General features: G+C 68.3%; 28 protein-coding genes. 19 read left to right on the top strand and 9 right to left on the bottom strand.

Going from position 1 to position 23,341, the window contains the following annotated elements; all coding sequences use genetic code 11:
* The first annotated feature begins 48 nt into the window (after positions 1-48).
* The 11 genes from ubiU to THIARS_RS06145 all read left to right on the top strand — a co-directional run bounded on the left by ubiU (position 49) and on the right by THIARS_RS06145 (position 9,853).
* On the top strand, positions 49-1,062 hold the full coding sequence (gene ubiU / locus THIARS_RS06095) for a ubiquinone anaerobic biosynthesis protein UbiU (protein ID WP_094160652.1): 1,014 nt from the start codon (positions 49-51) through the stop codon (positions 1,060-1,062).
* Between the two features lie 7 nt (positions 1,063-1,069).
* Positions 1,070-2,059: a U32 family peptidase gene (locus THIARS_RS06100; protein WP_245845555.1), complete on the top strand. Its 990-nt coding sequence runs from the start codon at positions 1,070-1,072 to the stop codon at positions 2,057-2,059.
* A gap of 17 nt (positions 2,060-2,076) precedes the next feature.
* A complete protein-coding gene (ubiT, locus tag THIARS_RS06105) occupies positions 2,077-2,604 on the top strand; it encodes a ubiquinone anaerobic biosynthesis accessory factor UbiT (protein WP_245845557.1) in 528 nt (175 codons plus the stop codon).
* Between the two features lie 26 nt (positions 2,605-2,630).
* On the top strand, positions 2,631-4,271 hold the full coding sequence (gene ipdC, locus THIARS_RS06110) for an indolepyruvate/phenylpyruvate decarboxylase (protein ID WP_094159868.1): 1,641 nt from the start codon (positions 2,631-2,633) through the stop codon (positions 4,269-4,271).
* Positions 4,272-4,371: 100 nt separating this feature from the next.
* The gene (locus THIARS_RS06115) at positions 4,372-5,040 is read left to right on the top strand and encodes an ArsR/SmtB family transcription factor (protein WP_094159869.1); all 669 of its coding nucleotides are present in this window, start codon (positions 4,372-4,374) and stop codon (positions 5,038-5,040) included.
* A gap of 15 nt (positions 5,041-5,055) precedes the next feature.
* Entirely contained in the window at positions 5,056-5,406 is a 351-nt protein-coding gene (locus THIARS_RS06120) for a DsrE/DsrF/TusD sulfur relay family protein (protein WP_094159870.1), read from the top strand.
* Positions 5,407-5,427: 21 nt separating this feature from the next.
* Positions 5,428-6,159 carry an MBL fold metallo-hydrolase gene (locus tag THIARS_RS06125; protein WP_094159871.1) on the top strand — a complete coding sequence of 244 codons (732 nt, stop codon included), beginning with the start codon at positions 5,428-5,430 and terminating at the stop codon, positions 6,157-6,159.
* A gap of 8 nt (positions 6,160-6,167) precedes the next feature.
* On the top strand, positions 6,168-7,535 hold the full coding sequence (locus THIARS_RS06130; RefSeq protein ID WP_094159872.1) for an MFS transporter: 1,368 nt from the start codon (positions 6,168-6,170) through the stop codon (positions 7,533-7,535).
* 64 nt (positions 7,536-7,599) lie between these two features.
* Positions 7,600-8,736 carry a YeeE/YedE family protein gene (locus THIARS_RS06135; protein ID WP_094159873.1) on the top strand — a complete coding sequence of 379 codons (1,137 nt, stop codon included), beginning with the start codon at positions 7,600-7,602 and terminating at the stop codon, positions 8,734-8,736.
* A gap of 3 nt (positions 8,737-8,739) precedes the next feature.
* The gene (locus THIARS_RS06140; RefSeq protein ID WP_094159874.1) at positions 8,740-9,315 is read left to right on the top strand and encodes a DUF4352 domain-containing protein; all 576 of its coding nucleotides are present in this window, start codon (positions 8,740-8,742) and stop codon (positions 9,313-9,315) included.
* Complete coding sequence (locus THIARS_RS06145) at positions 9,248-9,853, top strand: TlpA family protein disulfide reductase (RefSeq protein WP_245845560.1); 606 nt, start codon at positions 9,248-9,250, stop codon at positions 9,851-9,853. The genes THIARS_RS06140 and THIARS_RS06145 overlap by 68 nt, the downstream gene beginning before the upstream one ends.
* 11 nt (positions 9,854-9,864) lie before the next feature.
* Here the strand turns inward: THIARS_RS06145 and THIARS_RS06150 are convergent, their stop codons facing one another.
* Entirely contained in the window at positions 9,865-11,577 is a 1,713-nt protein-coding gene (locus THIARS_RS06150) for a multicopper oxidase family protein (protein ID WP_094159876.1), read from the bottom strand.
* A gap of 213 nt (positions 11,578-11,790) precedes the next feature.
* On the bottom strand, positions 11,791-12,267 hold the full coding sequence (locus tag THIARS_RS06155) for a MarR family winged helix-turn-helix transcriptional regulator (RefSeq protein ID WP_094159877.1): 477 nt from the start codon (positions 12,265-12,267) through the stop codon (positions 11,791-11,793).
* Positions 12,268-12,332: 65 nt separating this feature from the next.
* Between THIARS_RS06155 and THIARS_RS06160 the strand changes: the two genes are divergently transcribed.
* Both THIARS_RS06160 and THIARS_RS06165 read left to right on the top strand, forming a co-directional pair.
* Positions 12,333-12,830 carry a carboxymuconolactone decarboxylase family protein gene (locus tag THIARS_RS06160; RefSeq protein WP_094159878.1) on the top strand — a complete coding sequence of 166 codons (498 nt, stop codon included), beginning with the start codon at positions 12,333-12,335 and terminating at the stop codon, positions 12,828-12,830.
* On the top strand, positions 12,827-13,270 hold the full coding sequence (locus THIARS_RS06165; RefSeq protein ID WP_094159879.1) for a GNAT family N-acetyltransferase: 444 nt from the start codon (positions 12,827-12,829) through the stop codon (positions 13,268-13,270). The genes THIARS_RS06160 and THIARS_RS06165 overlap by 4 nt, the downstream gene beginning before the upstream one ends.
* Before the next feature lie 52 nt (positions 13,271-13,322).
* Here the strand turns inward: THIARS_RS06165 and THIARS_RS06170 are convergent, their stop codons facing one another.
* Positions 13,323-14,189 carry a LysR substrate-binding domain-containing protein gene (locus THIARS_RS06170; RefSeq protein ID WP_094160655.1) on the bottom strand — a complete coding sequence of 289 codons (867 nt, stop codon included), beginning with the start codon at positions 14,187-14,189 and terminating at the stop codon, positions 13,323-13,325.
* Positions 14,190-14,305: 116 nt separating this feature from the next.
* Here THIARS_RS06170 and THIARS_RS06175 point away from each other — a divergent pair, with 116 nt between their 5' ends.
* From THIARS_RS06175 to THIARS_RS19265, 4 genes are read left to right on the top strand one after another with little or no spacing between them, the layout of a single operon-like run.
* Positions 14,306-14,653, top strand: a complete 348-nt coding sequence (locus tag THIARS_RS06175) for a carboxymuconolactone decarboxylase family protein (RefSeq protein ID WP_094160656.1) — start codon at positions 14,306-14,308, stop codon at positions 14,651-14,653.
* Between the two features lie 14 nt (positions 14,654-14,667).
* Positions 14,668-15,057: a tautomerase family protein gene (locus THIARS_RS06180; protein WP_094159880.1), complete on the top strand. Its 390-nt coding sequence runs from the start codon at positions 14,668-14,670 to the stop codon at positions 15,055-15,057.
* 29 nt (positions 15,058-15,086) lie between these two features.
* Positions 15,087-15,323: a DUF4865 family protein gene (locus THIARS_RS19260; protein ID WP_186436582.1), complete on the top strand. Its 237-nt coding sequence runs from the start codon at positions 15,087-15,089 to the stop codon at positions 15,321-15,323.
* Positions 15,320-15,511 (top strand): DUF4865 family protein, encoded by a 192-nt coding sequence (locus tag THIARS_RS19265; protein ID WP_094159882.1) that lies wholly within the window; start codon positions 15,320-15,322, stop codon positions 15,509-15,511. The genes THIARS_RS19260 and THIARS_RS19265 overlap by 4 nt, the downstream gene beginning before the upstream one ends.
* A gap of 258 nt (positions 15,512-15,769) precedes the next feature.
* Here the strand turns inward: THIARS_RS19265 and THIARS_RS06195 are convergent, their stop codons facing one another.
* From THIARS_RS06195 to THIARS_RS06210, 3 genes are all read right to left on the bottom strand, one after another.
* Positions 15,770-16,774, bottom strand: coding sequence for a hypothetical protein (locus THIARS_RS06195; RefSeq protein WP_094159883.1), 1,005 nt, complete (start codon positions 16,772-16,774; stop codon positions 15,770-15,772).
* Entirely contained in the window at positions 16,771-18,324 is a 1,554-nt protein-coding gene (locus tag THIARS_RS06200) for a bifunctional aminoglycoside phosphotransferase/ATP-binding protein (RefSeq protein WP_094159884.1), read from the bottom strand. The genes THIARS_RS06195 and THIARS_RS06200 overlap by 4 nt, the downstream gene beginning before the upstream one ends.
* A gap of 171 nt (positions 18,325-18,495) precedes the next feature.
* Positions 18,496-19,788 (bottom strand): D-amino acid dehydrogenase, encoded by a 1,293-nt coding sequence (locus THIARS_RS06210; RefSeq protein WP_094159886.1) that lies wholly within the window; start codon positions 19,786-19,788, stop codon positions 18,496-18,498.
* Between the two features lie 129 nt (positions 19,789-19,917).
* Here THIARS_RS06210 and THIARS_RS06215 point away from each other — a divergent pair, with 129 nt between their 5' ends.
* The gene (locus tag THIARS_RS06215; protein WP_094159887.1) at positions 19,918-20,385 is read left to right on the top strand and encodes a winged helix-turn-helix transcriptional regulator; all 468 of its coding nucleotides are present in this window, start codon (positions 19,918-19,920) and stop codon (positions 20,383-20,385) included.
* Between the two features lie 93 nt (positions 20,386-20,478).
* Positions 20,479-21,459 (top strand): aldo/keto reductase, encoded by a 981-nt coding sequence (locus THIARS_RS06220; RefSeq protein ID WP_094160657.1) that lies wholly within the window; start codon positions 20,479-20,481, stop codon positions 21,457-21,459.
* Positions 21,460-21,474: 15 nt separating this feature from the next.
* On the opposite strand, the gene THIARS_RS06225 is transcribed toward THIARS_RS06220, so the two are convergent.
* The 3 genes from THIARS_RS06225 to THIARS_RS06235 form a co-directional block, all read right to left on the bottom strand.
* Complete coding sequence (locus tag THIARS_RS06225; protein ID WP_141202344.1) at positions 21,475-21,939, bottom strand: permuted SH3 domain-containing protein; 465 nt, start codon at positions 21,937-21,939, stop codon at positions 21,475-21,477.
* A gap of 241 nt (positions 21,940-22,180) precedes the next feature.
* Positions 22,181-22,831, bottom strand: coding sequence for a DUF1345 domain-containing protein (locus THIARS_RS06230; RefSeq protein ID WP_094159889.1), 651 nt, complete (start codon positions 22,829-22,831; stop codon positions 22,181-22,183).
* A gap of 86 nt (positions 22,832-22,917) precedes the next feature.
* Positions 22,918-23,316, bottom strand: coding sequence for a copper-binding protein (locus THIARS_RS06235; RefSeq protein WP_094160659.1), 399 nt, complete (start codon positions 23,314-23,316; stop codon positions 22,918-22,920).
* Between the last annotated feature and the right edge of the window lie 25 nt (positions 23,317-23,341).

The raw sequence follows: 23,341 nt of genomic DNA on the forward strand, positions 1-23,341 counted from the left end.
ACCGCCGTCCCCGCCGAAACCCCAAACCTGTCTCGGATGGAACCCACGATGTCGACAATGAAGCGCCAACCTGAACTCGTCTGCCCGGCGGGCTCGCTGCGGGCCCTGGAAATGGCGGTCGATGCGGGCGCGGACGCCGTGTATCTGGGCCTGCGCGACGCCACCAACGCGCGCAATTTCGCCGGCCTGAATTTCGATGACGCCCAGGTTCGCGCCGGCGTCGCCTACGCCCACGGGCGCGGCGCCAGCGTTCTCATGGCGCTCAACACCTATGCCGACGCCCGCGACCCCAGGCCCTGGTTTGCCGCCGTCGACCGCGCGGTCGACATGGGGGCCGATGCGCTGATCGTGGCCGACGCCGCCGTGATGGCCTACGCCCGGCGTCAACATCCGGCCATGCGCCTGCATCTGTCGGTGCAGGCTTCGGCGACGACCTACGCGGCCATTGCGTTCTACCGCGAGCGCTACGGCATCCAGCGCGCGGTTCTGCCCCGGGTGCTGACGATGTCGCAGGTGGCGCACGTCATCCGGAACACCGAGGTGGACATCGAGGTGTTCGGCTTCGGCAGTCTGTGCGTGATGGTCGAGGGCCGCTGCGCGCTGTCGTCGTACGCGACCGGGCAGTCCCCCAACAATGCCGGGGTGTGCTCCCCCCCTTCGGCGGTTCGCTGGATCGACCGCAGCGGCGCCGTGGAGGCGCGCCTGAACGATGTCCTCATCGACCGCTACGCGCCCGACGAGCCTCGCGCCTATCCCACCCTGTGCAAGGGCCGCTTCGACGTCGGCGGCGTGCGCGACTACGCGCTGGAAGAGCCCACCAGCCTGAACACGCTGGAACTGCTGCCGCAGCTGATCGATGCCGGCGTCAAGGCCATCAAGATCGAGGGGCGCCAGCGCAGCCCGAGCTACGTGGCCGAGGTCACGCGGGTCTGGCGCGCCGCCATCGATCTGGCCGCCTCGTCCAGCCGTTATGCCGTGCAGCCCGCCTGGTCGGCCGAGCTCGGCCGGTGGGCCGAAGGCCAGCAGCACACGCTGGGCGCGTATGACCGGCCGTGGAGATAGCGATCCGATGCCGTCTGAATGGATGAACGATATGCCCGAAGCCTCGACCCCCGCAAGAATCGCGCTGACCGTGGGACCGGTCCTGTACTGGTGGCCCAAGCCCGCGCTGATGGATTTCTACGCCGGCATCGCCGACAGCCGCGCGGACGCCGTCGTCCTGGGGGAAACCGTCTGCTCGCGCCGCCACGAGGTGAAGCTGGCGGACTGGCTGGCCCTGGCCCGCGAACTCCGCGCCGCCGGCAAGGACGTGATCCTGGCCTCGCAGGCCCTGGTGATGAGCGAAGCCGAGCTGCGTTCGGTGCGCGATCTCGTCGAGCAGGCGGAATTTGCGGTCGAAGCCGGCGACGTCTCGGCGGTCCAGCTCCTGGCGCAGCGGCGGCGCGCGCATGGCGATTCGCGCCCCTTTGTTCTCGGCCCGCACATCAATGTCTACAGCCGGGAGGCCCTGCAGGAATACGCCGCCGCGGGGGCCGGGCGATGGGTCGCGCCCGCGGAGCTGGCGCTGGATGCGATCGCGGCGGTCAATCCGGCGCATGCCCCCGTGCGTGGGGTCGCCGGAGACCTCGCAACCGAGGTCTGGGCCTTCGGCCGCCTGCCGTTGTCGTTCTCGGCGCGATGCTTCACCGCGCGGCATCATCATCTGCACAAGGACTCCTGCGAATTCCGTTGCCGCGACGATGCCGACGGCCTGCTCCTGCGCAGCGGCGAGGGCCAGCCCTTTCTCAGCCTGAACGGCACGCAGATCCAGTCCGCAGGCGTCCAGGCCCTCATCGGCGAGGCCGGCATGCTGCGCCAGGCGGGCGTGTCGCGCATTCGGCTCTCGCCATGCAGCCGCGGCTTCGCCGAGGTGCTCGATCTTTTCGAGGGCGTGTACAACCAGGGGGCGGCGGCCGACGGCGCGCTGGCCAGCCTGCGCGGGATGGATTTGCCAGGCGCCTTGATCCATGGTTTCGCGCATCGCCAACCCGGCATGCAGCTTGCGCCGGACAGTCCATGAACCTGGAGCAAGATCCCATGCACAACGCCACGAAGCGAACCTGGGCCATCGGCGCCTCGCAGGATTGCGCGGCTGCGCCGACCGCCATCGACGCGCGCGCTTCCATGCCTTGGTTGAGCGATGTGGGCGACGCCGCCGTGCGTCTCGCCGCGACGATGCCCGAACCCCTGCGCAAGATCCTGCGTGCCTTGCCGCCGCAGCCGCCGTCCTTCGTGCTGGCGCGTCTGCTCGATCGCGTCCTGCTGCCGCGCCTGGACTCCCCGGCGCGCGCGGCATGGTCCGGCCGGGTCGTGCAGTTGGATCTGGACGATCTCGGATTGCGGCTGCGCATGCGGCTCGATGCCCGCGGCTTCGGGGTGGCGCCTGCGGGCGCCTCCCCCGCGGTGACCGTGCGCAGCACGAGCGCGGCGCTCTGGCGCCTGGTGCGTGGGGTCGACGACGCGGATCGTTTGTTTTTCGAGCGCGCCCTGGTGATGGAGGGCGACACGGAATTCGGGCTGCTGTTGAAAAACACCCTCGATGCCATCGGGCCGCTGTGGCGCTGAGCATCGGGACCTCGTGAAGGAATGCGATGCAAGCCACGCTGACAGAACAGCTGCTCCGGGCCTTGAAGCAACGCGGCGCGACGGAGATTTTCGGGATTCCCGGCGACTTCGCCTTGCCGCTGTTTCGCGAGTTCGAGCGCAGCGCGATCCTGCCCCTGTACACGCTTTCGCACGAGCCCGGCGTCGGCTTCGCCGCCGATGCCTCCGGCCGGGTGCGCGGCGGGCTGGGCGTGGCCGCCGTCACCTATGGGGCGGGGGCGCTGAACATGGTGAATGCGGTGGCCGGCGCCTACGCCGAGCGCGTGCCGGTCGTCGTCGTCTCGGGGGCGCCAGCCACGCACGAGGCCGCCAGCGGGTTTCTCCTCCACCACCAGGTCAAGACCCTGGACTCGCAGTGGAAGGTCTATCAGGAGATCACCGTGGACCAGGCGAGGCTGGACGATCCATCGACCGCGCCCCAGCGAATGGCGCGCGTGCTGGACGCCGCGCTGCGCGCCTCGCGTCCCGTCTACATCGAGATTCCGCGCGACATGCCGGCGCGGCTTTGCGATGCGGTGCCGGTCTTGCCGTGGCCGCAGCCGGACGCCGAGGCGCTGGCAGCCTGCGCCGACGAGCTGCTGGCGCGCCTGCGCGCGGCGAAGCGTCCCATCCTGATGGTCGGCGTCGAGGTGCGGCGCTACGGGCTGGAGTCGCGGGTGGCCGAGCTGGCGCGCAGACTGGGCATCCCCGTGGTGACCAGTTTCATGGGGCGAGGCTTGCTCGCGGATTCGAACGCGGCCCTGCGCGGCACCTATCTCGGCCTTGCGGGCGACCCCGAGCTCGCGGCCGAGGTGGAAGGCGCCGACGCGCTGCTGCTTCTCGGCGTGATCGTGTCGGACACCAACTTCGCCGTGTCGGCCCGGCGCATCGATCTCCGGCATGCCATCCAGGCCCTCGAGGGCCGTGTCGTGATGGGGCACCATGTCTATCCCGAGTTGCCGCTGGCCGCGCTGATCGACGCCCTGCTCGAACGGATTCCCGCCGGCGAGGCCGCGGCCGCCGTGGCGCAAGCCATCGCGGCGCCGGCCCCGGAATGGATCGCGGACGAGGCGCCGGTCGCCCCGCTCGACATCGCCGCCGCGGTCAACGATCTGTTCCGCCGCCACGGCCCCATGCCGCTCGCCAGCGACGTCGGCGACTGTCTGTTCACCGCCATGGACATGGGGCCGGCCGAATTGATCGCGCCGGGCTACTACGCGTCGATGGGCTACGGCGTGCCCGCGGGGCTGGGCCTCCAGGCGGCGACCGGGCAGCGCTCGATCATTCTGGTCGGCGACGGGGCCTTTCAGATGACGGGCTGGGAGCTGGGCAACGCCGGGCGCTATGGCTGGGACCCGATCGTCCTCGTGTTCAACAACGCCGCCTGGGAGATGCTGCACGTGTTCGAACCCGAAGCGCGCTTCAATGCCCTGCCAGCCTGGGACTTCGCCTCCATGGCGGCCGGCATGGGCGGCGACGGCATGGTGGTGCGGACGCGTGCCCAGCTCAAGGCCGCATTGGCGCGCGCGCACACCACGCGCGGGCGCTTTCAGCTGCTCGATATCCGGCTGGCCCCCGGTGCGTTGTCGCCGACCCTCGAACGCTTCGTGAACGCGGTGCGCCGCCTGTCGGCGCCGACAGCGGCGTGATGCCGCAGTGAGCCGGCGCCCGCCGGCTTGAGCTCTGCCCCTGGCGCCTGGGTTTGGGTGCCCCGCTTGACGACATTCGTTTAATCGTTAGAATGTGCGCATGAATTCACGCGAACTCAAGAACCATCTCTACGAGCAGGTCGCCCGCATCGGCCGCGCCGTCTCCAGCCCCAAGCGCCTGGAGTTGCTGGAGTTGCTTGCGCAGGGCGAGAAGGCCGTCGAGACGCTGGCCCGCGAGGCGGCCATCGACGTCAAGCTCGCCAGCGCGCATCTGCGGGTGCTCAAGGCGGCGCACCTCGTGGCCGTGCGCCAGGACGGCAAGAGCCGCATCTACCGCCTGAGCGGGGCGGACGTCTCGGCCTTGTGGGTGGCGCTGCGCGGAGTGGCCGAAACCCATGTGGTCGACCTGCAGATGGTCATGCAGCGCCTGTTCTCCGGGCCCGAGCGCCTCACCCTGGAAAGCAGCCGGACCCTGCTCGACAAGGTTCGCGCCGGCCGGGCCATGCTCATCGACGTTCGGCCCGAGGTCGAGTTCCTCGCGGCCCATCTGCCCGAGGCGCGCTCCATGCCTTTGGATGAACTCGAAGTCCGGCTGCGCGAACTGCCCCGGGACAAGGAGATCATCGCCTACTGCCGCGGCCCGTTTTGCGTCATGTCCGACGCGGCGGTCAAGCTGTTGACCCAGCACGGCCTGCGCGCCCACAAGATCGCCGAGGGCGTGGCCGAGTGGCAGGCTGCCGGGCTGCCCGTCGAATCCCTCGCCTCATAACCACGGGAGCCCTTGATGAGCACCTTTCTATTCATCCTGAACGAAGCGCCCTATGGCAGCGAACGCACCTACAACGGCTTGCGTCTGGCGGCGACCCTGACGGCCCAGCCCGAGCAGCAGGTGCGCGTGTTCCTGATCGGCGACGCCGTGCTTGGCGCCAAGGCCGGGCAGAAAGTGCCGGCGGGTTACTACAACGTCGAGACCATGCTGGCCAAGGTCGCGCAGCGCGGCGAGGTCGGCCTGTGCGGAACCTGCATGGACGCCCGCGGCTTGCGCGACGAGGAGATGAGCCCGGGCTGCCGCCGGTCCACGATGGTGCAGCTCGGGCAGTGGACAACCCAGGCCGACAAGGTCCTGGTTTTTTGAAGACCGTCGAGGAGATCATCCATGTTTTTCAAGCAACTCCCCACCAAGGAATCCAGCCTGTCCTATTTCTTCGGCTGTGGCGGCCTGGGCAAGGCCGTGGCGGTGGACGTGGTGGCCGGCGACGAACCCTGGTTCGTGGAGCAGGCGGCGCAGGCCGGCGTGACCATCACCCACGTCATCGACACCCATGTGCACGCCGACCATGTCTCGGGCGGACGCAAGCTGGCCGAGCTGACCGGAGCGCCCTATTGCCTGCATGAAAGCGCGCGCGACCTCGTGCACTTCGACTTCGAACCCCTGCGCGACGAACAGGCCATCGTCGCCGGCAATGTGACGGTGCGCGTGCTGCACACCCCCGGCCACACGCTGGATAGCACCTGCCTGCTGGTCACCGACAAGCGGCGCGGCGAGGCGCCCTGGTTCGCCATCACCGGCGACACCCTGTTCGTCGGCGCGGTGGGCCGTCCCGATCTGGCCGGGCGCGAGCGCGAGATGGCCGGCATTCTGTATGACAGCCTGCACCGCAAACTCCTCAACCTGCCCGACGACGTCGAGATCTACCCTGGGCACCAGGCCGGCAGCGCCTGCGGCGCCGGCCTGTCGGGCAAGCCCTCGTCGACCTTGGGCTTCGAGAAGCGCTGGAACCCCGCGCTCAGCCTGCCGCGCGAAGCCTTCATCGACGCGCTGACGGCGCAGATCCCGCCGCGCCCGGCCGATATGGACCGCATCGTCGCCGCCAACACCGCGGCTTGAGCTTGCCCATGCCACGCAGCCTCGACACCTCCCCGGCAGCGCGCGCCGGGCTCGCACCCGCATCGCCGCACGACCGCTACGTGCAGGGCATCCGCATCAACCTGCACCAGTTCGTCTGGCAGGCGGTGCAGGTGATGTTCGTCGGCCTGGTCATCGGCATGGAGCGCAACGTCCTGCCGGTGGTGGCCAGCCAGGACTTCGGCGTGCCCAAGACCTCGTTCCTGTACCTGATGTCCTTCGTCATCTCCTTCGGCCTGGTCAAGGGGGCGCTCAACTTCATCGCCGGCCGGCTCTCCGAGCGCATCGGGCGCAAGACCGTGCTGGTGATGGGCTGGCTGGCGGCGATTCCGATTCCCTTCCTGATCTACTTCGCGCCGAACTGGTGGTGGATCGTCGCCGCCAATCTGTTCCTCGGCGTCAACCAGGGCTTCGCCTGGAGCATGACCGTCACCAGCAAGGTGGACATCACGAAGGCCGAGCAGCGCGGCCTGGCCACCGGCATCAACGAGTTCGCCGGCTATGCCGCGGTGGGCCTGGCGGGCATCGCAACCGGCTATCTGAGCCATCTGTACGGACCGCGCGGGGCGTTGCTCGGCTTTGCCCTGGTGGTCATCGCGCTGGGGCTGGGCACGGCGCTGCTGTTCGTGCGGGAGACGCTGCCCTGGGCGCGCGCCGAGAGCCATCGTCACGCCACCAACCAGCACGCCGGGCCCCGGCCGCGCTTTGCCCAGGGCCTGCCCGACCACCCGAGTTCCAAGCTGGTGTTCCTGTTCGTCTCGTTTCGCCACGCCACCTTCTCAGCCTTGTGTCAGGCCGGGGTGGCCAACAAGGTGGCCGACACCCTGCTCTGGGTGCTGTTCCCCTTGTATCTGCACCAGCAGGGCCTGAGCTTGGTGCAGATCGGCTGGGTGACGGGAGTCTATGGACTGGTCTGGGGCGCGTCGCAGTTATGGACCGGGCCGCTGTCGGATCGCATCGGGCGCAAGAAACCGGTGGTCGCCGGGTTGTGGCTGCTCGGCGCGGGGGTCGCCAGCGTGATGCTGGTCCACGGCATGGCGGCCTGGCTAGCCGCGGCGGCGGTGATGGGCGTGGGCATGGCCCTGCTGTATCCGAATCTCATCGCCGCAGTGGCCGACATCTCGCACCCGAACTGGCGCAGTTCCTCGCTCGGCACCTACCGCTACTGGCGCGACACCGGCTATGCGCTCGGGGCGCTGGCGCTGGGCTTGATCGCGCAGGCCCGCGGCGACATGGCGCCGGCGTTCTGGTTCACCGCGGCCTTGCTCTTGGTCTCCGGCGGCTGGGTTTTGCTGCGGGCCGAGGAAACCCATCCAAGGCTGCCTCCGCGCAAGGTTCGCGGCGCCGACGCACCTTAGCCGCGTCGAGCTGAGCGTTCGCCGCGAGGCGAGCAAGAGACTGGATTCATGAGGAGATTGTTCGATGACGGCCATCACTGAAGTCTTGTTGGGCGGTTTCGCTGCCGCCCTGGTGCTTGGCGCCTCGGCCCAGGCCACGCGCTTTTGCCCGCAGGGCGGCCTGCGCGAATCCTTGCAGGAGGGCAAACCTGCCCGCATGGCCGCCTATGCGGCCGCCATCGGCGTGGCCATGCTGGCTGTGGCCGGGCTGCAGCTCGTCCTCGGGCAGGCCCTGGCGCCGTCGCGTCCGGCCTACCTGGGGCCCGAGCTGCAGTGGGGGCGCTACGTCCTGGGCGGGCTGTTGTTCGGCGCCGGCATGGTGTTGGCGCGCGGTTGTCCGCTGCGCACGCTGGTGCGCGTGGGGCAGGGCAGCGCGCAGGCCTTGGTCTTGCTCGTGGTGATGGCCGTTGCGGCGTATGTCATGACGCGCACCGCGCTGTACGGCGCGTGGTTCGCCCCCTGGCTGAGTCACCTGTCGGTCGACTTGCGCCGCTGGGGGCTGCAGGGCCAGGGGCTGGACGCCCTGCTCGGGCTCCACGGCCTCGGCGCGCGCGTGGCGCTGGGCGCCTGCCTCGGTCTCGGCCTGCTTGCGCTGGCCTGGCGCGGGCTGCCATGGCGGCAAACCCGCCTACTGTGGCTCGGCGCGGCGCTGATCGGCCTCATGGTGGCGGCGGGCTATGCCATCACCGCCGGGCCATGGGGCTCGCGCGCCCTGGACGAAGCGGCCTTCCTGAGCCAGCCGCCCGACGGCATGGGGGTACAGTCCTTCAGCTTTGCCGGGCCCCTGAGCGACGCGGCCTATTTCGTGCTGCATCCGTCGAGCCAGACCCTGAGCTTCGGCGTCGTCGCCGTGCTCGGCGCGCTGAGCGGGGCGCTGCTGGCGGCGCTGCTGCGGCGAGAATTCAGCTTCGAGGGCTTCGCCGCCCCGCGCGACATGGCGCGATCCTTGTTCGGCGCGGTGTTGACGGGGGCTGGCGCGGTCCTGGGGCTGGGTTGCACGGTGGGGCACGGCCTGAGCGGCATTTCGGTCCTCTCGGTCGGTTCGATGCTGGGGCTGGCGTCGATTTTCGTCGGTGCCTGGCTGACCATGCGCCTGGAGGGCGGACTGACGGGGACGAAGTTGCCGCGCAGTCGCCCGTCGGCGCTGTTCTTACGGAGTTGAACGATGGATGGTCGTGTTTTTCCCTTGCTCGCCGCACTCGCCTGTGCCGGACTTTCGCCCGGCGCCGCCCAGGCCGCGGATGCCGCCCCGGCCGCAGCGGCGAGTGCGGCGCAACCGTCGTGGACGAACGCCAGGCACGCCTTCACCGTGCAATTGATCCAGCTCGGCCCCGACAATGTGCGCGCCTTTTACGAGAACATGGGCTATCCGCCCAAGGCCATCGATGCCATCGCCAAGGTCTGCGTGTTCGGAACCTCGATCCGGAACGACGCCAAGGCTCCCATCACCTATGACGTGGCCGACTGGAAGGCCGTGACCCCGGATGGCAAGCGGCACCCCTTGATCACCAAGACCCAGTGGCTGCACCGCTGGCAGCCACTGGGCGTGAGTTCGGATTGGTCGATCCTGCCGGCGCAGCAAACCCTGCAGCCCGGGGATTGGGCCCAGGGATTCACCACCGTCGACTTGCCGCGCGGCACGCGGTTCAAACTTGTTTATTTCTGGAGAGAGCATGGAACGCAGCATCAAGCCACATTGGTCGGACCGCAATGCGCAGCGGCCCCGCATGCCCAACCCTGAGCGCCGCCAGGTGCTGTCCTGGCTCGGCGGCGCCGGGCTGCTGGCCGTTGGCGCGGCGCGCACCGCCCGCGCCGCCGACCCGGTGCAGGACCACGCGCTCGCGGTGGTGCAGCCGCCGCGCCCGGCGCCGGCATTCAGTCTGCAGGACATCAACGGCAAAACCCACCGCCTGGCCGATTACCGCGGCAAGGTGGTGCTGGTCAATTTCTGGGCCACCTGGTGCCCGCCTTGCCGGCAGGAAATGCCGTCCATCGAACGGCTTTACCTGTCGATGAAGGGGCGTCCCTTCGAGGTGCTGGCGCTGGACCAGGGCGAGACCCTGAACAATGTGTTCGCGTATATGGGGCAGCTCAACCCCTCGCCCACCTTCCCGGTGTTGCTGGACCAGCATAGCGAGGTGGCGCATGCGTTCGGCGTGATGGGCATTCCGACGACCTATCTGATCGACAAGCAGGGCCTGATCGTCCGGCAGGCCGTCGGCGGGCGGGATTACGACAGCCCAGCGATTCGGCAGGTCATCGAGGCTCTGATGCGCTGAACAGGACCTGATCAGGCCACGGTGAACTGGCCCATCATGCCGTTGTCCTCGTGCTCGAGGATGTGGCAGTGGTACATGAAGGGATGCGCCCGGCCCGCAGGCTGGTCGAAGCGGGCGGCGAGGCGCACCGTTTCATTGCGGCGCACGAAGACCACGTCCTTCCAGCCGCGCTCGTGCTCGGGCGGCACGCTGCCGTCGCGATCCAGAATCTGGAACGAGGTGCCGTGCAGGTGGAAGGGATGGGCCATCTCCGCATCATTGCTCACCTCCCAGACTTCGGTGCTGCCCAGGCGTACGCGCTGATTGATCACCGCCATGTCCATGAACTGGTGGTTGATGGAAAACAGATGCTGCATGCCGATGCCCAGGCTCATTCCGCCGGGACCGGCGTTGGCGGACGCACGCGCTGCGCCCGCCATGCCGCCCATGGCCTGCATGCCGCCGGCCATCATCGAGCCCATCATGCCCTGCAAGCTGAAATGCCGCACGGGCGCATCCGGCCGCAGCGCCGGGATGGAGACGAGCTTGGCCGGCAGGCGCGCGGACCTTGCCAGCGGCGCGCCGACGCGCAGTTGCAGCAGGTCGAAACCCTGGTGATCGAAGATGTCGGCGTCCATCGGCATGCTGCTCAAGCCGGGAACCACCGAGCCGGAGTCGCTGCGCAGCACCAGGGCCTTGCCCTGCAGGCGACGCAGATCGAGCAGGATCTCGGCGCGCTCGGCCGGGGCCAGCAGCAGGCTGCGCATCTCCACCGGACGCGCGAGCAGGCCGGCGTCGCCGGCAATCACGTGAAAGGACTGGCCTTCGGCGAAAGCCAGGTTGTAGACCCGCGCGTTGGAGCCATTGAGCACGCGCAGGCGTACCCATTGCGCCGGCACCTGCACGTAAGGCTGCTCGCGGCCGTTGACCAGGAAGCGGTTCCCCTTCATGCCCATGCGGTCCATCATGCTGGGCATGTACAACAGGCGGCCGCCGGCGTCCATGCGACGGTCCTGCAGGATGAGCGCAATGTCGTCCACGCCCCAGGTCCGGGGCAGATCCAGGGCCCGATCCACGCCGTCGTCCACCAGCAGCATGCCGGCCAGTCCGGCATAGACATGCGCCCCGGTCAGCCCGTCGGGATGGGGGTGGTACCACAGGGTCGCCCCCGGCTGATCCAGCGCGAAGTCATACACCAGCGATTGACCGGGCGCAATCAGGCTCTGCGGGCCGCCGTCCATGCGCCCCGGCACATGCGCGCCGTGCCAGTGGGTGGTCGTGGCCTGGTTCAGATCGTTGCGCACGGCGATGCGGACCTGTTTGCCGCGCGGCACCCGCAACGCGGGCCCGAGGTAGGCGCCGTTGTAGCCCCAGGTCGGCGTGCGCACCCCGGCCAGCAGTTCGCTGTGGCCGGCAGACATGCGCAGGGCGTACCCCAGGCTGCCATCGGCCCGCGGCTGGCCTTGCAACTGCGCGGGGATGACCAGGGGACGCTCGAACCGGGCGGGCCTGGGGGCGTGCGCCGGCGCGGCGCCCATGCCTGGCATGCCGGCCATGCCGCCTGACATCGGCCCCATGGGCATGCCCGCCATGCCTTGGGCGTGAGCGCGTCCGGCCATCCACAAGGCGCCGCCGGCGGCCGCCGCGCCCAGCATCTGGCGCCGCGTGGGGATTGGCAGGGCCGGCGTCGCGGCGGTCCTGGACGGCGAGGTCTCGTCTGCATCGGGGCGTCGGGTGTCGGGCATGTCGGGCTCCTGGGTTCGTGCCGTGTGCGGTTCGGCGTTGCGTTGCGGTCTTGAACACGCGGATTGCGGCGGTTCAGCCCGTTTGGGCGGGTTCACCCCTACATGGACCTGGCGCGCCTCGAGATGTTCCGCCGCGTGCGGTCGCGGCCCGCCGGGCCTAGGCATCCGCGCGGGCTGGCGCGGCAGCACGACTTCCTCGGCATGGCCGAAGACTCATTCCGTGATCTGCCGCGTGGCCACCTGAACCAGCCAGCGCCGGATCACGGCTTCATCCTGTGCGCTGAGCCCGGAGCGTAGCGCGGCGTCGACCGCGTTGACCCGCGCGCGGCATCGGGCCAGAAGTTGCGCGCCCGCGGGCGTCACGTCGAGGTGCTGAATGCGCCCATGCACGGCATGCGCGCGTCTCGCCACGGCTGCGCTGCGCTCCAGATTGGCCACGATCACGCTCACGGTCTGCGGCGTCAGCAACGACAGTCTCGCCAGGTCGGCCCCGGATGCGCCAGGGTAGGCCGCCAACATCGTCAGCACCGAGAACTGCGGCAACGTCAGACCGGTCCCGGCCAGCGCATGCTCCATGTTCTGGCGATGCGCGACCTGGGCCTGCCGCAGCAGGTAACCGAGATAGCCCCGTTCGCCGCGCTTGGCTTCCCCGACAGCCGGAACTTGGGCGGAATGGCCGCGCTTGCTCATATTGATCGAATTCGAATATAGTGTTCGAGTGCTGATATTAATGGATTTTCCCCGGAGCCACGACCATGACCATTCCAGAGCATGCCCCGCGCATCGCCTGGTCCGACTTTGAGCGCATGGCACCCGAAGTGCCGGCGGCGCTCCGCGCTCTTGGGAAGGCCGTGGACGACAGCGGGCTGGACAAGGCGCTGACGGAGCTTCTCAAGCTGCGCGTCTCGCAGCTCAACGGCTGCGCGTACTGCATCCAGTTCCATCTCAATATCGCACGCCGGCTGGGCATCGCCGCGCCGAAGCTGGACCTGGTTGCGGCGTGGCGTGACGCCGGTGTGTTCTCGGCGCGCGAACGCGCCGCCTTGGCCTGGGCCGAAGCGCTCACCGGGATGGCGCGTGCGCATGTCTGCGACGCGGTCTATGCCGAGGTGCAGCATCAGTTCAACGCGGGAGAGATCGCCGCTCTCACCACGGCGGTCGCCACCATCAATGCCTGGAACCGCATCGCCGGCGCATTGCAGTTCGCTGCGCCCATTCCCCAGGCGTGTTCCAGCCCAGGCCCCAAGGCATGAACGTGCCCGCGGCTCGCTTCCAGCGCATCGACGACGAAGCCCAGGCGCGGCGCTGCTACCCGCTGATGGCGCAATTGCGCCCGCAGCTCGGATCGGAAGACGCGTTCGCGGCGCGCTGGCGCCGGCTCGCGGAAGGCGGCTATCGGCTCGTCGCGCTTGTCCAGGGCGAATGCGTGCTGGCGCTCGCGGGTTATCGGGTGCAGGAGAACCTGGTGCATGGCCGCTTCCTTTACGTCGACGATCTCGTCACCGACGCTGACGCGCGCCGGGCGGGCCACGGCGCGTGGCTGTTGAACCGGCTCAAGGACGAGGCGCGGCTGCTGGGCTGCGAGAAGCTAGTGCTCGACACGCCGCTGTCGAATGCCCTGGGGCACCGGTTCTACTTCCGCCACGGCTTGCTGGCCACGGCGCTGCGTTTCAGCGGGCCCACTGAACTTTAGGGTTGCGCTGGGCTATGCGCCTGCGAAGCTGCGGAGGTAAAAAGATCCGTCATCATGCCGGAAGGCGCTCCTTGAGATGGGCCAAGAGGATGTCGCCGAGTTGCTTAACTGATGGGGAGGGATTGGATTGAGCCCAGTGCAGATTCAGGCCAAGTTGAGGCAAATCGGGAAGCCCCTCCAATACGGAGAGTTGCGCAGGAAGCCCCGCAGTAGTGCGGACAGTCACGCCGAGCCCTGCGCTCACGGCAGCCCAGATTCCACTGAGGCTCGGGCTGGTGAAGGCAATGCGCCAGGGAATCCCGGCTCGGTCGAGGGTGCCTGTCGCCGCGCTACGTATGAGGCAGGGCGGTTCGAATGCCACCAGGGGCAAGGGTTCGCGGCGCAGCGCGTGCGTCCAATCGGGGCGCCCGATCCATCGCATGGGCAACTGAGCGACGAACTGGGCATGTGGCATGTCGCCACCGGCGCCCCAGGCGAGCGCGAGATCGAGGCGCCCACTCATAACATGATCGATCAACTCCGCATTGCGTGCGACCCGTGCTTCGATGTGCACGCGCGGATGGGCACGGACAAAACTGCCCAGAACTTCAGTCAACAGACGTTCGCCGAAGTCTTCCTGAAGCCCGAGCCGTACGTGGCCCTGGAGAGTGGCGCCACGTACGGCGGTAGAGGCTTCGTCGTTCAGTTCAAGCAGCCGCTTGGCATAACCGAAGAGCGTCTCGCCGGCTGGCGTCAGCACCATGCCACGCCCTGATTTCCGCAGGGCGGGCACATCCATCTGGTCTTCGAGCTTCTTGATCTGGGCGCTCACGGCAGAAGTGGAGCGCCCGAGGCGGTCTGCGGCCTTGGCAAAACTACCCAGCTCGATCCCGAGAACGAAGCTACGCAGGACTTCCAGATCGAACGTCGGGCGCCTCATGCAAATCATCCATTTTTTCGGGATTGTTGGTCAAATATTTTCTGATTTTCAGGATGATGTTGTCTTGCTATCGTGGCGGCGTCAAGTCGTTTCGACATTCAACGAGGGCAAGCACCATGTCATCAGCAGAGAGTCACGCACAACGCGTACTAGGCCAGGACGCCCACAAGTTGGCGCAATTGACCGACGAGGTTTTGTTCGGCGATGTCTGGGAGCGAGCCGAGCTCTCAAAGCGCCATCGCAGCATGGTGACGGTTGCCGCGCTGGTGGCCATGTACCGGCTTGAGCAGTTGCCCTTTCATCTCGCTCGCGCGCTTGAGCATGGCGTCACGAAAGAGGAATTGGTCGAGATCATCACGCATCTGGCGTTCTATTCAGGCTGGCCAACAGCGGCTTCGGCCATGCAGCTATTGAACGCGACGATAAGTCCGGATGGCCGGGTGGACCAGGATTCACGCGCTTGAAGGAGCCGTTGCACATGCCCTACGCCCGCATATCGTTGTTGAAAGGAAAGCCTCCCGCGTATTTGCGCGCGATTTCAGACGGCCTGCAGCGCGCGCTCGTGGCGACGTTCGATGTTCCGGAAGCGGATTGCTTCCAGATTTTTGATCAGCTGGAGCCGGAGGAATTCGTGTTTGACCGCAGCTATCTGTGCGGCCCGCGCAGCGATGCCTATGTGCTGATTGCTTTGACGGCGGGCAAGCCGCGCAGCCAGCAAACCAAGAAGGATTTTTATCGGCGCCTTGTCGAATTGCTGGAGAAAGCGCCCGGGCTTCGCCGCGAGGATGTGATGGTGGTCATTCACATGACAGAGCCAGAGGATTGGTCGTTCGGCAACGGTCTTGCGACGTTGGTGCAGGATGCTTGATGGATGGAATGGAGGACAGGATGTCGGCCATGCAATACAGCTTCACGCTCCCGTCAGACTATGGCATGTCGATCATCCGGCGCCGGATCGAGGCCAAAGGGCACATCACAGACGGATTTCCGCAGTTGGTGTTCGAGGCCTTTCTGCATGCTGGCCGTGATGCTCGGCGCAGCCACGCGACGGAGAATCTTTACGCGCCGTTCTACCAGTGGGATCGCCCGGAAGGCATGAACCGCTTTCTCGGCAGTCAGGGGTTTACGCAGTGACGCAGACCTTTGGCTGGCCTTTCGTCAAGATCTGGTCGGTCTGGCATGCGCGCGTGCAGCCAAACATTGCTGCCGCGAGGCGTGCAACGCGAGAGATCATCCCGATTCGCCCCTATGCGGACCTGTCGGATCTCGGCATGACCGAAACCGATCTTTCCCTTTCCGCCAATGGGGGCACGCACGTTTGAGCGCGCGATGCATGCAGAAGTCTGACGTGGGCATCCATCGCATGGACGGCATAGGCTTGCGCCAGTGCTCGTTGGCCGCGCACGACGAGCAACTTCTCTCTCGCCGTCGTCGTCGCATGCGCGTCACCCTGGTCGTGGATGTCGGTGTCGGCGACGCTATCCACGCAGAACGGGGCGGTGACAGCGCCACGCACGAACAGGGCCGGATTGGCGTTCGCCTGTCAGCGATCAACGCATTGTTCGATCAGGCGCACCCAGCTATCGCCGTGCCCGACCCCAGCGCATGGCTGCGAAGGCGTCGAGGAAGCGCCCGAGCGCGGCTTGCGGCAAACGGTCGATGCCTGCGGCGGCGGCGCGGCCGGTGCCGCCGAAGCGGGCGCACAGGGTGTTGGCGCCGGATGCGGCGTCGAGCGGCGCGCGCACGCTGACGGTGAAATCACCGCTGGCGGTTTGACGCAACACGGCATGCGCGCGCCGCGGCTGCTCAAACGCCAGTTCGTTGGCGAAGGTGCCGATCACGCGCCGGCTCCACGCCGCGTCGGGCAGCAGCCAGACGCCCGCGCGCGCGTCGTCCCGGTGCGGACGCAGCGCGCGGGCGCGGTCGAGGTCGGCCCGGCGCTCGGCGTCGAGGCGCGCCGCGATGGTTTCGCCGTCGAGAAAGTCCAGCGGATCGCGGTAGCGCGCCATGATGGGGTAGAGCCGGGCCGGCGCGATGGACACGTCGCGCTCGTCCTCGCCGTAGGCGTTGTAGTTGATGGCCTCGCCGAGGCGGCGCAGGCGCTCGCGCCGCGTCGGGTCCAGGCCGTACGAGGCGGCCATGGCGTCGGCGACGCCGCGCAGGTTGTCGCCATAGGCGCCGACCAGGGCCCAGGCGCGCCAGCGCCCGTGCAGATGGCGGTCGACCAGCAGGCTGGAGCAGGCGTCCGGGGCGAAGTCGAGATGGGCCTCGAGCCCCGGATGGCGTGGAACGGCGCGCACCATGTGGTGGTCGAAGTAGCGCACCCGCACGCCGGCGGCAAGCAGCCGGAGCAGGGCGGCACGATTGCGCTGCATCGACAGGTCGCACACCAGGACCTCGTCGCCGGCGCATGCCTGCACGCGCTCGAGCAGGGCGATGTCGCGCTTGAGCCCGGTGATCAGTTCCGCGTCGGCCGGGGCGTCGAGGCGCCACTGCAGCACCGCGCACAGCCCGTCGGCGTCGCCGTTGCAGACGTCGATCTGCCGCGGCGCGCGGGCGCCCGCAGGGCTGCCGGTCGTGCTCATCGCATGTCCAGCCAGCGCTTCGCGATGGCGCCGATGTCCAGCGGTTGGGCCGTGTCCACCGTGATGCAGGCGCCGCACTCCTCGGGGCGCAGGGCCTCGAAATCGGCGCTTTGCCGTTCGAGCACGGCGAGATCGGCTTCGGAGGCGTCATCGCGCCGCAAGCTGCGCGCCAGCACGCGCGCGCGCAACGCGGCGGGTTCGGCGCGGCAGTCCAGGATGGCGAAGGGGGCGCCCTTGTCGCGCGCGAGCTGGCGAAAGGCGTCGCGCTCGTGCGCTCGCAGGAATGCGGCGTCGACGATCGCCGGATAGCCGGCATCGAGCGCGGCGGCGGCCCATGCGCGCAGACGCGCATAGGTGCGCCGGGTGGCGGCCGGCGCGTAGACCTCGCGGACCATGGCGGCCGGGGTTGCGTCGAGCGCCTGCCGGCCGAACAGGCGCTTGCGCTCCACGTCCGAGCGCAGGCGTATGGCGCCCGCAGCCTCCAGCAGTCGCGCGGAGACGTAGCTCTTGCCGGAGCCCGACAGGCCGTGCGTGATGAGCAGGCGCGCGTCGCGCGCCGCGGCCAGCCGCCGCGCGGCGGCGACATAGTCGGGTCCCGGAATGGTCGTGCCCTGGGCCTGGCGCAGGCCGCTGACCAGCGCGCGGACCAGGGCGCGGTAGACCTCGTAGTAGCGCAGCACAGCGATGCCGGCATGGTCGCCGCAACCCTCCAGCCAGCGGTCGAGAAAGCGCAGCGCCAGATCGCGCCGGCCATGGGCGGCGAGGTCCATGGTGAGGAAGGCGATGTCGGATTGCACGTCGATCCAGCGCAGGCCGGGATCGAACTCGATGCAGTCGAACGCCGTGACATCCTCGCCGAGTGCCACCACGTTCGCCAGGTGTAGGTCGCCATGGCCTTCGCGCACCCAGCCCTGGCGCCTGCGCGCCGCGAAGCACGGCGCCAGGCGTCGGCCCTCGGCTTCGCACCAGGCGCGCAAATCGGGCAGGCGGCCGGCGCCGGGCGACGACTCCAGGCCGTCCAGGACCTGTGCCGTTTGCGCCAGAACCTGCGGGGCATTGCCGTAAGGCGCAGCGTTGCCGGCGGCGGGGGCATCGCGGTGGAATGCGGCCAGCCTCGCCGCCAAACGGTCGATCGCCGTCGGGACCAAGATCCCGGCGGCCAGCTTTTCGCTCAGCAGCGCGCCGGGCGCGAACTGCTTCATGCGCAGCACGTACTCGATCGGCTCGCCGGCGCCGTCGAGCACGGGCATCGCGGCGCTGCCGCGGATCGGCAGCACGTCGAGGTAGATTCCTGCCGCGAGCCGGCGATTCAGGCGCAGCTCATCGTCGCAGGCCTGGTGCCGGGTTTGCAGCGACGTGAAGTCGAGAAAACCGAGCCGCACGGGCTTCTTGATCTTCCAGGCGTGTTCGCCATCGAGCAAGACCCAGGAAATATGCGTTTCGAGACGCTGCACGGCGCGCCCGGTCGAGGCCTGCAGCAGCCTGCGCAAGCCTTCGACCAGGGCGTCAGGCGCGCTGTTGCGGGCGGTTTGGGGCGGCGGCATGGGCATGGCGCAATCGGGCTGGGGCCGCAACGGGGCCATGCGCACAGCCATGGCCACGGCGCGGGGGCTGATCCTGGCGCTTCGGTCCTGCAAGCTTACAGCCGGCGACGCCCAAGGCCTGCCGGCGTGGCGCGCCGTTCCGCAATGCGCGCGGCAAGCGCGCGCCCGGGCTGGGAGTCAGGCGGACACGGTTTTCATGCGCGAGCTGGGCGTGGCGGCCTTGTCGTAGCGGTCGAGCGCCAGTCCTTGCGTGCTGATGTCCGGCGTCCTGCCCAGCACCAGATCGGTGACCAGCCGGCCCGAGCCGCAGGCCATGGTCCAGCCCAGCGTGCCGTGGCCGGTGTTGAGGAAGAGATTGGCGTAGCGTGTGCCGCCGAGGATGGGCGCGCCGTCGGGGGTCATCGGGCGCAGGCCGGTCCAGAAGCTGGCGTTGGGCAGGTCGCCGCCGGGGAACAGATCCTGCGTGACCATCTCCAGGGTTGCGCGCCGGCGCGGGTTCAGGCGCAGGTCGAAGCCGCCCAGTTCGGCCATGCCGCCGACGCGGATGCGCCGGTCGAAGCGGGTGAGGGCGATCTTGTAGGTTTCGTCGAGCACGGTGGAACGGGGCGCCAGCGCCTCGTCGACCAGCGGCACCGTCAACGAATAGCCCTTGACCGGATAGACCGGGAGATCCAGGCCCAGCGGGGCGAGGAAGCCGCGCGAGTAGCTGCCGAAGGCCAGCACGTAGCGGTCGGCGCTGAGCATGTCGCGTCCCAGCCGCACGCCGGCGATGTCGCGTCCCGCCATGATCAGGCCGTCGACCGGCTGGCCGAAGCGGAAGTCCACGCCCAGGCCGCCGGCCAGCCGGGCCAGCTCCTGCGTGAACATCTGGCAGTCGCCGGTTTCGTCGTTGGGCAGGCGCAGCCCGCCGACGAGCTTGTCGCGCGCATGCGCCAGTCCCGGCTCCACGGCGGCGAGCTGGTCGCGGTCCAGCAGTTCGTAGGGCACGCCGCATTCCCGCAGCACAGCGATGTCGCGCTGCACGGCGTCGAGCTGGGCTTCGGTGCGGAACACCTGGAGGGTGCCGCCCGCGCGCTGCTCGTAGGCGATGCCCGTTTCGGCGCGCAGCTGGCGCAGGCTGTCCAGGCTGTACGCGGCCACGCGCATCATGCGCTCCTTGTTGACCGCATAGCGCGCGGGGGTGCAGTTGCGCAGCATGGCCGCCATCCAGCGCAGCTGCCACAGGCTGGCGTCGGGCCGGATGGCCAGCGGCGCGTGGCGCTGGAACATCCACTTCAGCGCCTTGCGCGGAATGCCGGGCGCGGCCCAGGGCGTGGCGTAGCCGGGAGAGATCTGCCCGGCATTGGCGTGGCTGGTTTCCTGGGCCGGGCCGGGCTGGCGCTCGAGCACCGTGACCTCGGCGCCGGCGCGGGCCAGGTAGTAGGCGGTGGTGGTGCCGACGACACCCGCACCGAGAACGATGACTTTCATTGCATAGCGCTTTAGAATTTCGAGATTCGATGACTATATGAATCTCATCGGAATGAATTTCATTGTTTTTTTATGGATGCGCAGTGAAATTCATGTCCATTCTGGTGCGCCGACGGCGCCGCAAGTGAAATGCACGAACTGGACCGCCTCGATCGCAAGATCCTCGACCTCCTTCAGCGCGACGGGCGCATGTCCATGACCGAACTGGCCAGCCAGGTCGGGCTGTCCGCCTCGCCCTGCACCGAGCGCGTCAAGCGCATGGAGCGCAGCGGCGTGATCGCCGGCTACCACGCGCTGGTGAAACCCGAAGCCCTGGGCAAGACCCTGCTCGTGTTCGTGGAGATCAAGCTCTCGGCCAAATCCGGCGACGTGTTCGAGACCGTGCGGCGCGAGTTGCTGCACATGCCCGAGGTCATGGAATGCCATCTGGTCTCGGGCAACTTCGACTACCTGGTGAAACTGCGTCTGCGCGGCATGAAGGAATACCGCGTCCTGCTCGGCGACATCCTCAAGCGCCTGCCCGTGGCAGCCGAATCGCACAGCTATGTGGTGATGGAGGAAATCAAGGAAAGCCAGTACCTGGCGGTCGACCGCTAGAGCCTGTTCACGCCATGTCTGCACCCGCGCCAAGCATGGCCTTGGGGCTTGCGCTACAACGTCCGTCTTGCGACGGAGGATGGAGCCATGACGATGCAATACACCAAGCTGGGTTCGACCGGCCTCGAGGTTTCCCGCGTGTGCCTGGGGTGCATGACCTTCGGCGTGCCGGAGCGCGGAACCCACCCCTGGACGCTGAACGAGGAGCAAAGCCGGCCAATCATCCGCCAGGCGCTCGAACTGGGCATCAATTTCCTCGACACCGCGAACGTGTACTCGGACGGCACGTCGGAGGAGATCGTCGGGCGCGCCGTCAAGGACTTCGCGCGCCGCGAGGACGTGGTCATCGCCACCAAGGTGTACAGCCGCATGCGACCTGGACCCAACGGCGCGGGCTTGTCGCGCAAGGCCATCCTGGCCGAGATCGACAACAGCCTGCGCCGACTCGGCACCGACTATGTCGACCTCTACCAGATCCACCGCTGGGACTACGCCACCCCCATCGAGGAGACGCTGGAGGCGCTGCACGACGTCGTCAAGGCGGGCAAGGCGCGCTACATCGGCGCCTCGTCGATGTACGCCTGGCAGTTCGCCAAAGCCATCTACACGGCGCGCCGGCATGGCTGGACCGAATTCGCCAGCATGCAGAACCATCTCAATCTGCTGTACCGGGAAGAAGAGCGCGAAATGCTGCCGTTCTGCGCCGACCAGGGCATCGGCGTGCTGCCCTGGAGCCCGCTGGCGCGCGGCCGCCTGACGCGGCCCTGGGAGCAGTCCTCCGAGCGCGCGCGAACCGACGCCTACGGTCAGTCGCTCTACGCCAAAACCGAAGACTCCGACCGCCGCGTCGCGCAGGCCGTGGCCGCGCTCGCCGAAGCCCGCGGCGTGCCCCGTGCGCAGGTTGCGCTGGCGTGGCTGGCGGGCAAGCCCGTCGTCACGGCGCCCATCATCGGCGCATCCAAGCCGCAGCATCTGACCGATGCGGTGGCGGCCTTGTCGCTCGAACTCAGCGCCGAGGAGGTCGCGGCGCTCGAGGCCCACTACATTCCGCACGCCATCGCGGGATTCGAGTAACCACGGCCGCAGCGCTCAGGGCGCCGGCTGACGTTCGGTGGCGCGGCTCGCAACGCGCGCGCCATCGTCGAGCGTGTCGTCGGGATAGACGACGACCTTCTCCCCGGCGGAGAGTCCTTGCATGACTTGCGCGGCAAGGCCGCTGCGGTGGCCCAGTTCGATCCACCGGCGCTGCGCGCGGCCGTTGTGCACCACGAACACGGCCCAGCGGTCGCCCACCCGAAACAGTGCGCTCGACGGCACTTGCAGGACATCGTCGCCGCGCCACAGGATGAAGCGCGCCTCGACGCGGTAACCGTCGCCGAGTCCGCGCCAACGCTGCGGCGCGGTGGCGAGGTTGGAGATCACGCGCACCCGCTGCTCCTCCACGCCGCGCAAGGCCTGGACGGTGACTTCGCCCATGCGGTAATTTTTCATCAGGCCGGCGGCATGGAACACCACGCGTCGGGATGCGGACGGCGAAGACGGTTGCGCGCTCATGTCCTGGCTGTTTCCTCGCTTTGCCGGTGTCGGCGCGTCAGCCGTCGCTGCGCAAGCGCTATTCCGCAGGGCCGAGCGCCGTAACCGTCCGCTGCGCAGTATCGCAGACGTTCTTGTCAATGTTTGCGCGGGCCGGGAAAGGGGGGCTTCGTGCGCCGTCGATCCAGGGGGCGCCTGACTTCTTGATGGCGCCCTGGGCCCTGCAGGCAGCGTCCTCTCCGGCTTTCTGCGTGAAAAGGCCCTAAAGCAGGCCGGCGACGACGTTCACCGTCAGGGCGATGATGAACACGTTGAAAAAGAAGGCGACGATGCTGTGCAGCAGCGCCATGTGCCGCAGGCCGCGGTCGGCGATGTCCACGTCCGAGGTCTGGAAGGTCATGCTCAGCACGACGGCGAAATACAGGTAATCCCAATAGTCGGGCGTGGCGTCGCCGGGAAACAGCAGGCCGGGCTTGCCGTGGAGACGTTCCAGGTGGTCGCTGTGCGCATACTGCTGGGCGAACACGACGCTGAAAAACAGCCAGGACAGCACGATGCTGGTCCCGGCGAGCGCCAGATCAAGACCGGAAGCGCTGCCTTTGCTGGCGTGCAGTTCCGTCCTGAGCGACAGCAGGATCACGCCGGAGATGACGAGGCTGAGCACCAGAACGGTCCACTTGCCTTCGACCTGCCGTTCGGCGCGGCGGCGAAAGCTCTGCGGCGTGGCGCGCACCATCATCCAGGCGACAGAGCCGAGGTAGATGGCGCAGGCGATGTCGAAGGTCAGCAGCAGGGCCTGGCCCCGGGCCATCATCGTGTCGAGCGCGGCGAAGAGGACAAGGGCGAAGGCGGCCGCGCCGCTCAGGCGAGGGCGTTGCAGGAAGGCATGGTGGATTCGGATCAGGCGCGGCATGCGCGCAGTGTAGGCGCAGGCCTGCGCGCCGGAAAACACCGCACGCCCGGGCGTCAGGCCAGACCCGGGCGTGGCAGCCGCAGGCCTTATTCGGCCTTTTCGATGCGGGTGACGATGTAGCTGCCGTCAACCTTCTCGGCCGCGAAACGCACCTTGTCGCCGGCTTTCAGGCCGTCGAGCATGGCCTTGTCCTTGACTGCGTAGACCATGGTCATCGCGCCCATGCCCATGCCGGGAATGGCGCCGTGGCGCAGGGTGATCTTGCCGGCGGCAGGGTCCACTTTGCGCACCAAGGCCTCGGCCTCGTGTTGCCCGGCGGCCTTTCCCTGCTGTTCCTGCTGGATCAGCTGCATGTGCTGCTGCATGCCTTCGGGGGTGGAGTGGTCGTGGTCGGCATGGGTCTGGGCGACGGCCATGGTGCCGGTGCCTAGCGTCATGGCCACAGCGAGGGCCAGGGCCGTGCGGGTGGAAAGGGTCGTTTTCATCATGTGCTCCTGTCGAGGGCGTGGT

Origin of the sequence: Thiomonas delicata (genome assembly GCF_900088825.1) — a bacterium.
GTDB classification, from domain to species: Bacteria; Pseudomonadota; Gammaproteobacteria; order Burkholderiales; family Burkholderiaceae_C; genus Thiomonas_A; species Thiomonas_A delicata.

What these genes read in the sequence shown, in the direction of transcription:
- ubiU (WP_094160652.1), top strand. Translation starts at nt 49, where the DNA reads ATGTCGACAATGAAGCGCCAACCTGAACTCGTCTGCCCGGCGGGCTCG.
- THIARS_RS06100 (WP_245845555.1), top strand. Translation starts at nt 1,070, where the DNA reads ATGCCGTCTGAATGGATGAACGATATGCCCGAAGCCTCGACCCCCGCA.
- ubiT (WP_245845557.1), top strand. Translation starts at nt 2,077, where the DNA reads ATGCACAACGCCACGAAGCGAACCTGGGCCATCGGCGCCTCGCAGGAT.
- ipdC (WP_094159868.1), top strand. Translation starts at nt 2,631, where the DNA reads ATGCAAGCCACGCTGACAGAACAGCTGCTCCGGGCCTTGAAGCAACGC.
- THIARS_RS06115 (WP_094159869.1), top strand. Translation starts at nt 4,372, where the DNA reads ATGAATTCACGCGAACTCAAGAACCATCTCTACGAGCAGGTCGCCCGC.
- THIARS_RS06120 (WP_094159870.1), top strand. Translation starts at nt 5,056, where the DNA reads ATGAGCACCTTTCTATTCATCCTGAACGAAGCGCCCTATGGCAGCGAA.
- THIARS_RS06125 (WP_094159871.1), top strand. Translation starts at nt 5,428, where the DNA reads ATGTTTTTCAAGCAACTCCCCACCAAGGAATCCAGCCTGTCCTATTTC.
- THIARS_RS06130 (WP_094159872.1), top strand. Translation starts at nt 6,168, where the DNA reads ATGCCACGCAGCCTCGACACCTCCCCGGCAGCGCGCGCCGGGCTCGCA.
- THIARS_RS06135 (WP_094159873.1), top strand. Translation starts at nt 7,600, where the DNA reads ATGACGGCCATCACTGAAGTCTTGTTGGGCGGTTTCGCTGCCGCCCTG.
- THIARS_RS06140 (WP_094159874.1), top strand. Translation starts at nt 8,740, where the DNA reads ATGGATGGTCGTGTTTTTCCCTTGCTCGCCGCACTCGCCTGTGCCGGA.
- THIARS_RS06145 (WP_245845560.1), top strand. Translation starts at nt 9,248, where the DNA reads ATGGAACGCAGCATCAAGCCACATTGGTCGGACCGCAATGCGCAGCGG.
- THIARS_RS06150 (WP_094159876.1), bottom strand. Translation starts at nt 11,577, where the DNA reads ATGCCCGACACCCGACGCCCCGATGCAGACGAGACCTCGCCGTCCAGG.
- THIARS_RS06155 (WP_094159877.1), bottom strand. Translation starts at nt 12,267, where the DNA reads ATGAGCAAGCGCGGCCATTCCGCCCAAGTTCCGGCTGTCGGGGAAGCC.
- THIARS_RS06160 (WP_094159878.1), top strand. Translation starts at nt 12,333, where the DNA reads ATGACCATTCCAGAGCATGCCCCGCGCATCGCCTGGTCCGACTTTGAG.
- THIARS_RS06165 (WP_094159879.1), top strand. Translation starts at nt 12,827, where the DNA reads ATGAACGTGCCCGCGGCTCGCTTCCAGCGCATCGACGACGAAGCCCAG.
- THIARS_RS06170 (WP_094160655.1), bottom strand. Translation starts at nt 14,189, where the DNA reads ATGAGGCGCCCGACGTTCGATCTGGAAGTCCTGCGTAGCTTCGTTCTC.
- THIARS_RS06175 (WP_094160656.1), top strand. Translation starts at nt 14,306, where the DNA reads ATGTCATCAGCAGAGAGTCACGCACAACGCGTACTAGGCCAGGACGCC.
- THIARS_RS06180 (WP_094159880.1), top strand. Translation starts at nt 14,668, where the DNA reads ATGCCCTACGCCCGCATATCGTTGTTGAAAGGAAAGCCTCCCGCGTAT.
- THIARS_RS19260 (WP_186436582.1), top strand. Translation starts at nt 15,087, where the DNA reads ATGCAATACAGCTTCACGCTCCCGTCAGACTATGGCATGTCGATCATC.
- THIARS_RS06195 (WP_094159883.1), bottom strand. Translation starts at nt 16,774, where the DNA reads ATGAGCACGACCGGCAGCCCTGCGGGCGCCCGCGCGCCGCGGCAGATC.
- THIARS_RS06200 (WP_094159884.1), bottom strand. Translation starts at nt 18,324, where the DNA reads ATGCCCATGCCGCCGCCCCAAACCGCCCGCAACAGCGCGCCTGACGCC.
- THIARS_RS06210 (WP_094159886.1), bottom strand. Translation starts at nt 19,788, where the DNA reads ATGAAAGTCATCGTTCTCGGTGCGGGTGTCGTCGGCACCACCACCGCC.
- THIARS_RS06215 (WP_094159887.1), top strand. Translation starts at nt 19,918, where the DNA reads ATGCACGAACTGGACCGCCTCGATCGCAAGATCCTCGACCTCCTTCAG.
- THIARS_RS06220 (WP_094160657.1), top strand. Translation starts at nt 20,479, where the DNA reads ATGCAATACACCAAGCTGGGTTCGACCGGCCTCGAGGTTTCCCGCGTG.
- THIARS_RS06225 (WP_141202344.1), bottom strand. Translation starts at nt 21,939, where the DNA reads ATGAGCGCGCAACCGTCTTCGCCGTCCGCATCCCGACGCGTGGTGTTC.
- THIARS_RS06230 (WP_094159889.1), bottom strand. Translation starts at nt 22,831, where the DNA reads ATGCCGCGCCTGATCCGAATCCACCATGCCTTCCTGCAACGCCCTCGC.
- THIARS_RS06235 (WP_094160659.1), bottom strand. Translation starts at nt 23,316, where the DNA reads ATGAAAACGACCCTTTCCACCCGCACGGCCCTGGCCCTCGCTGTGGCC.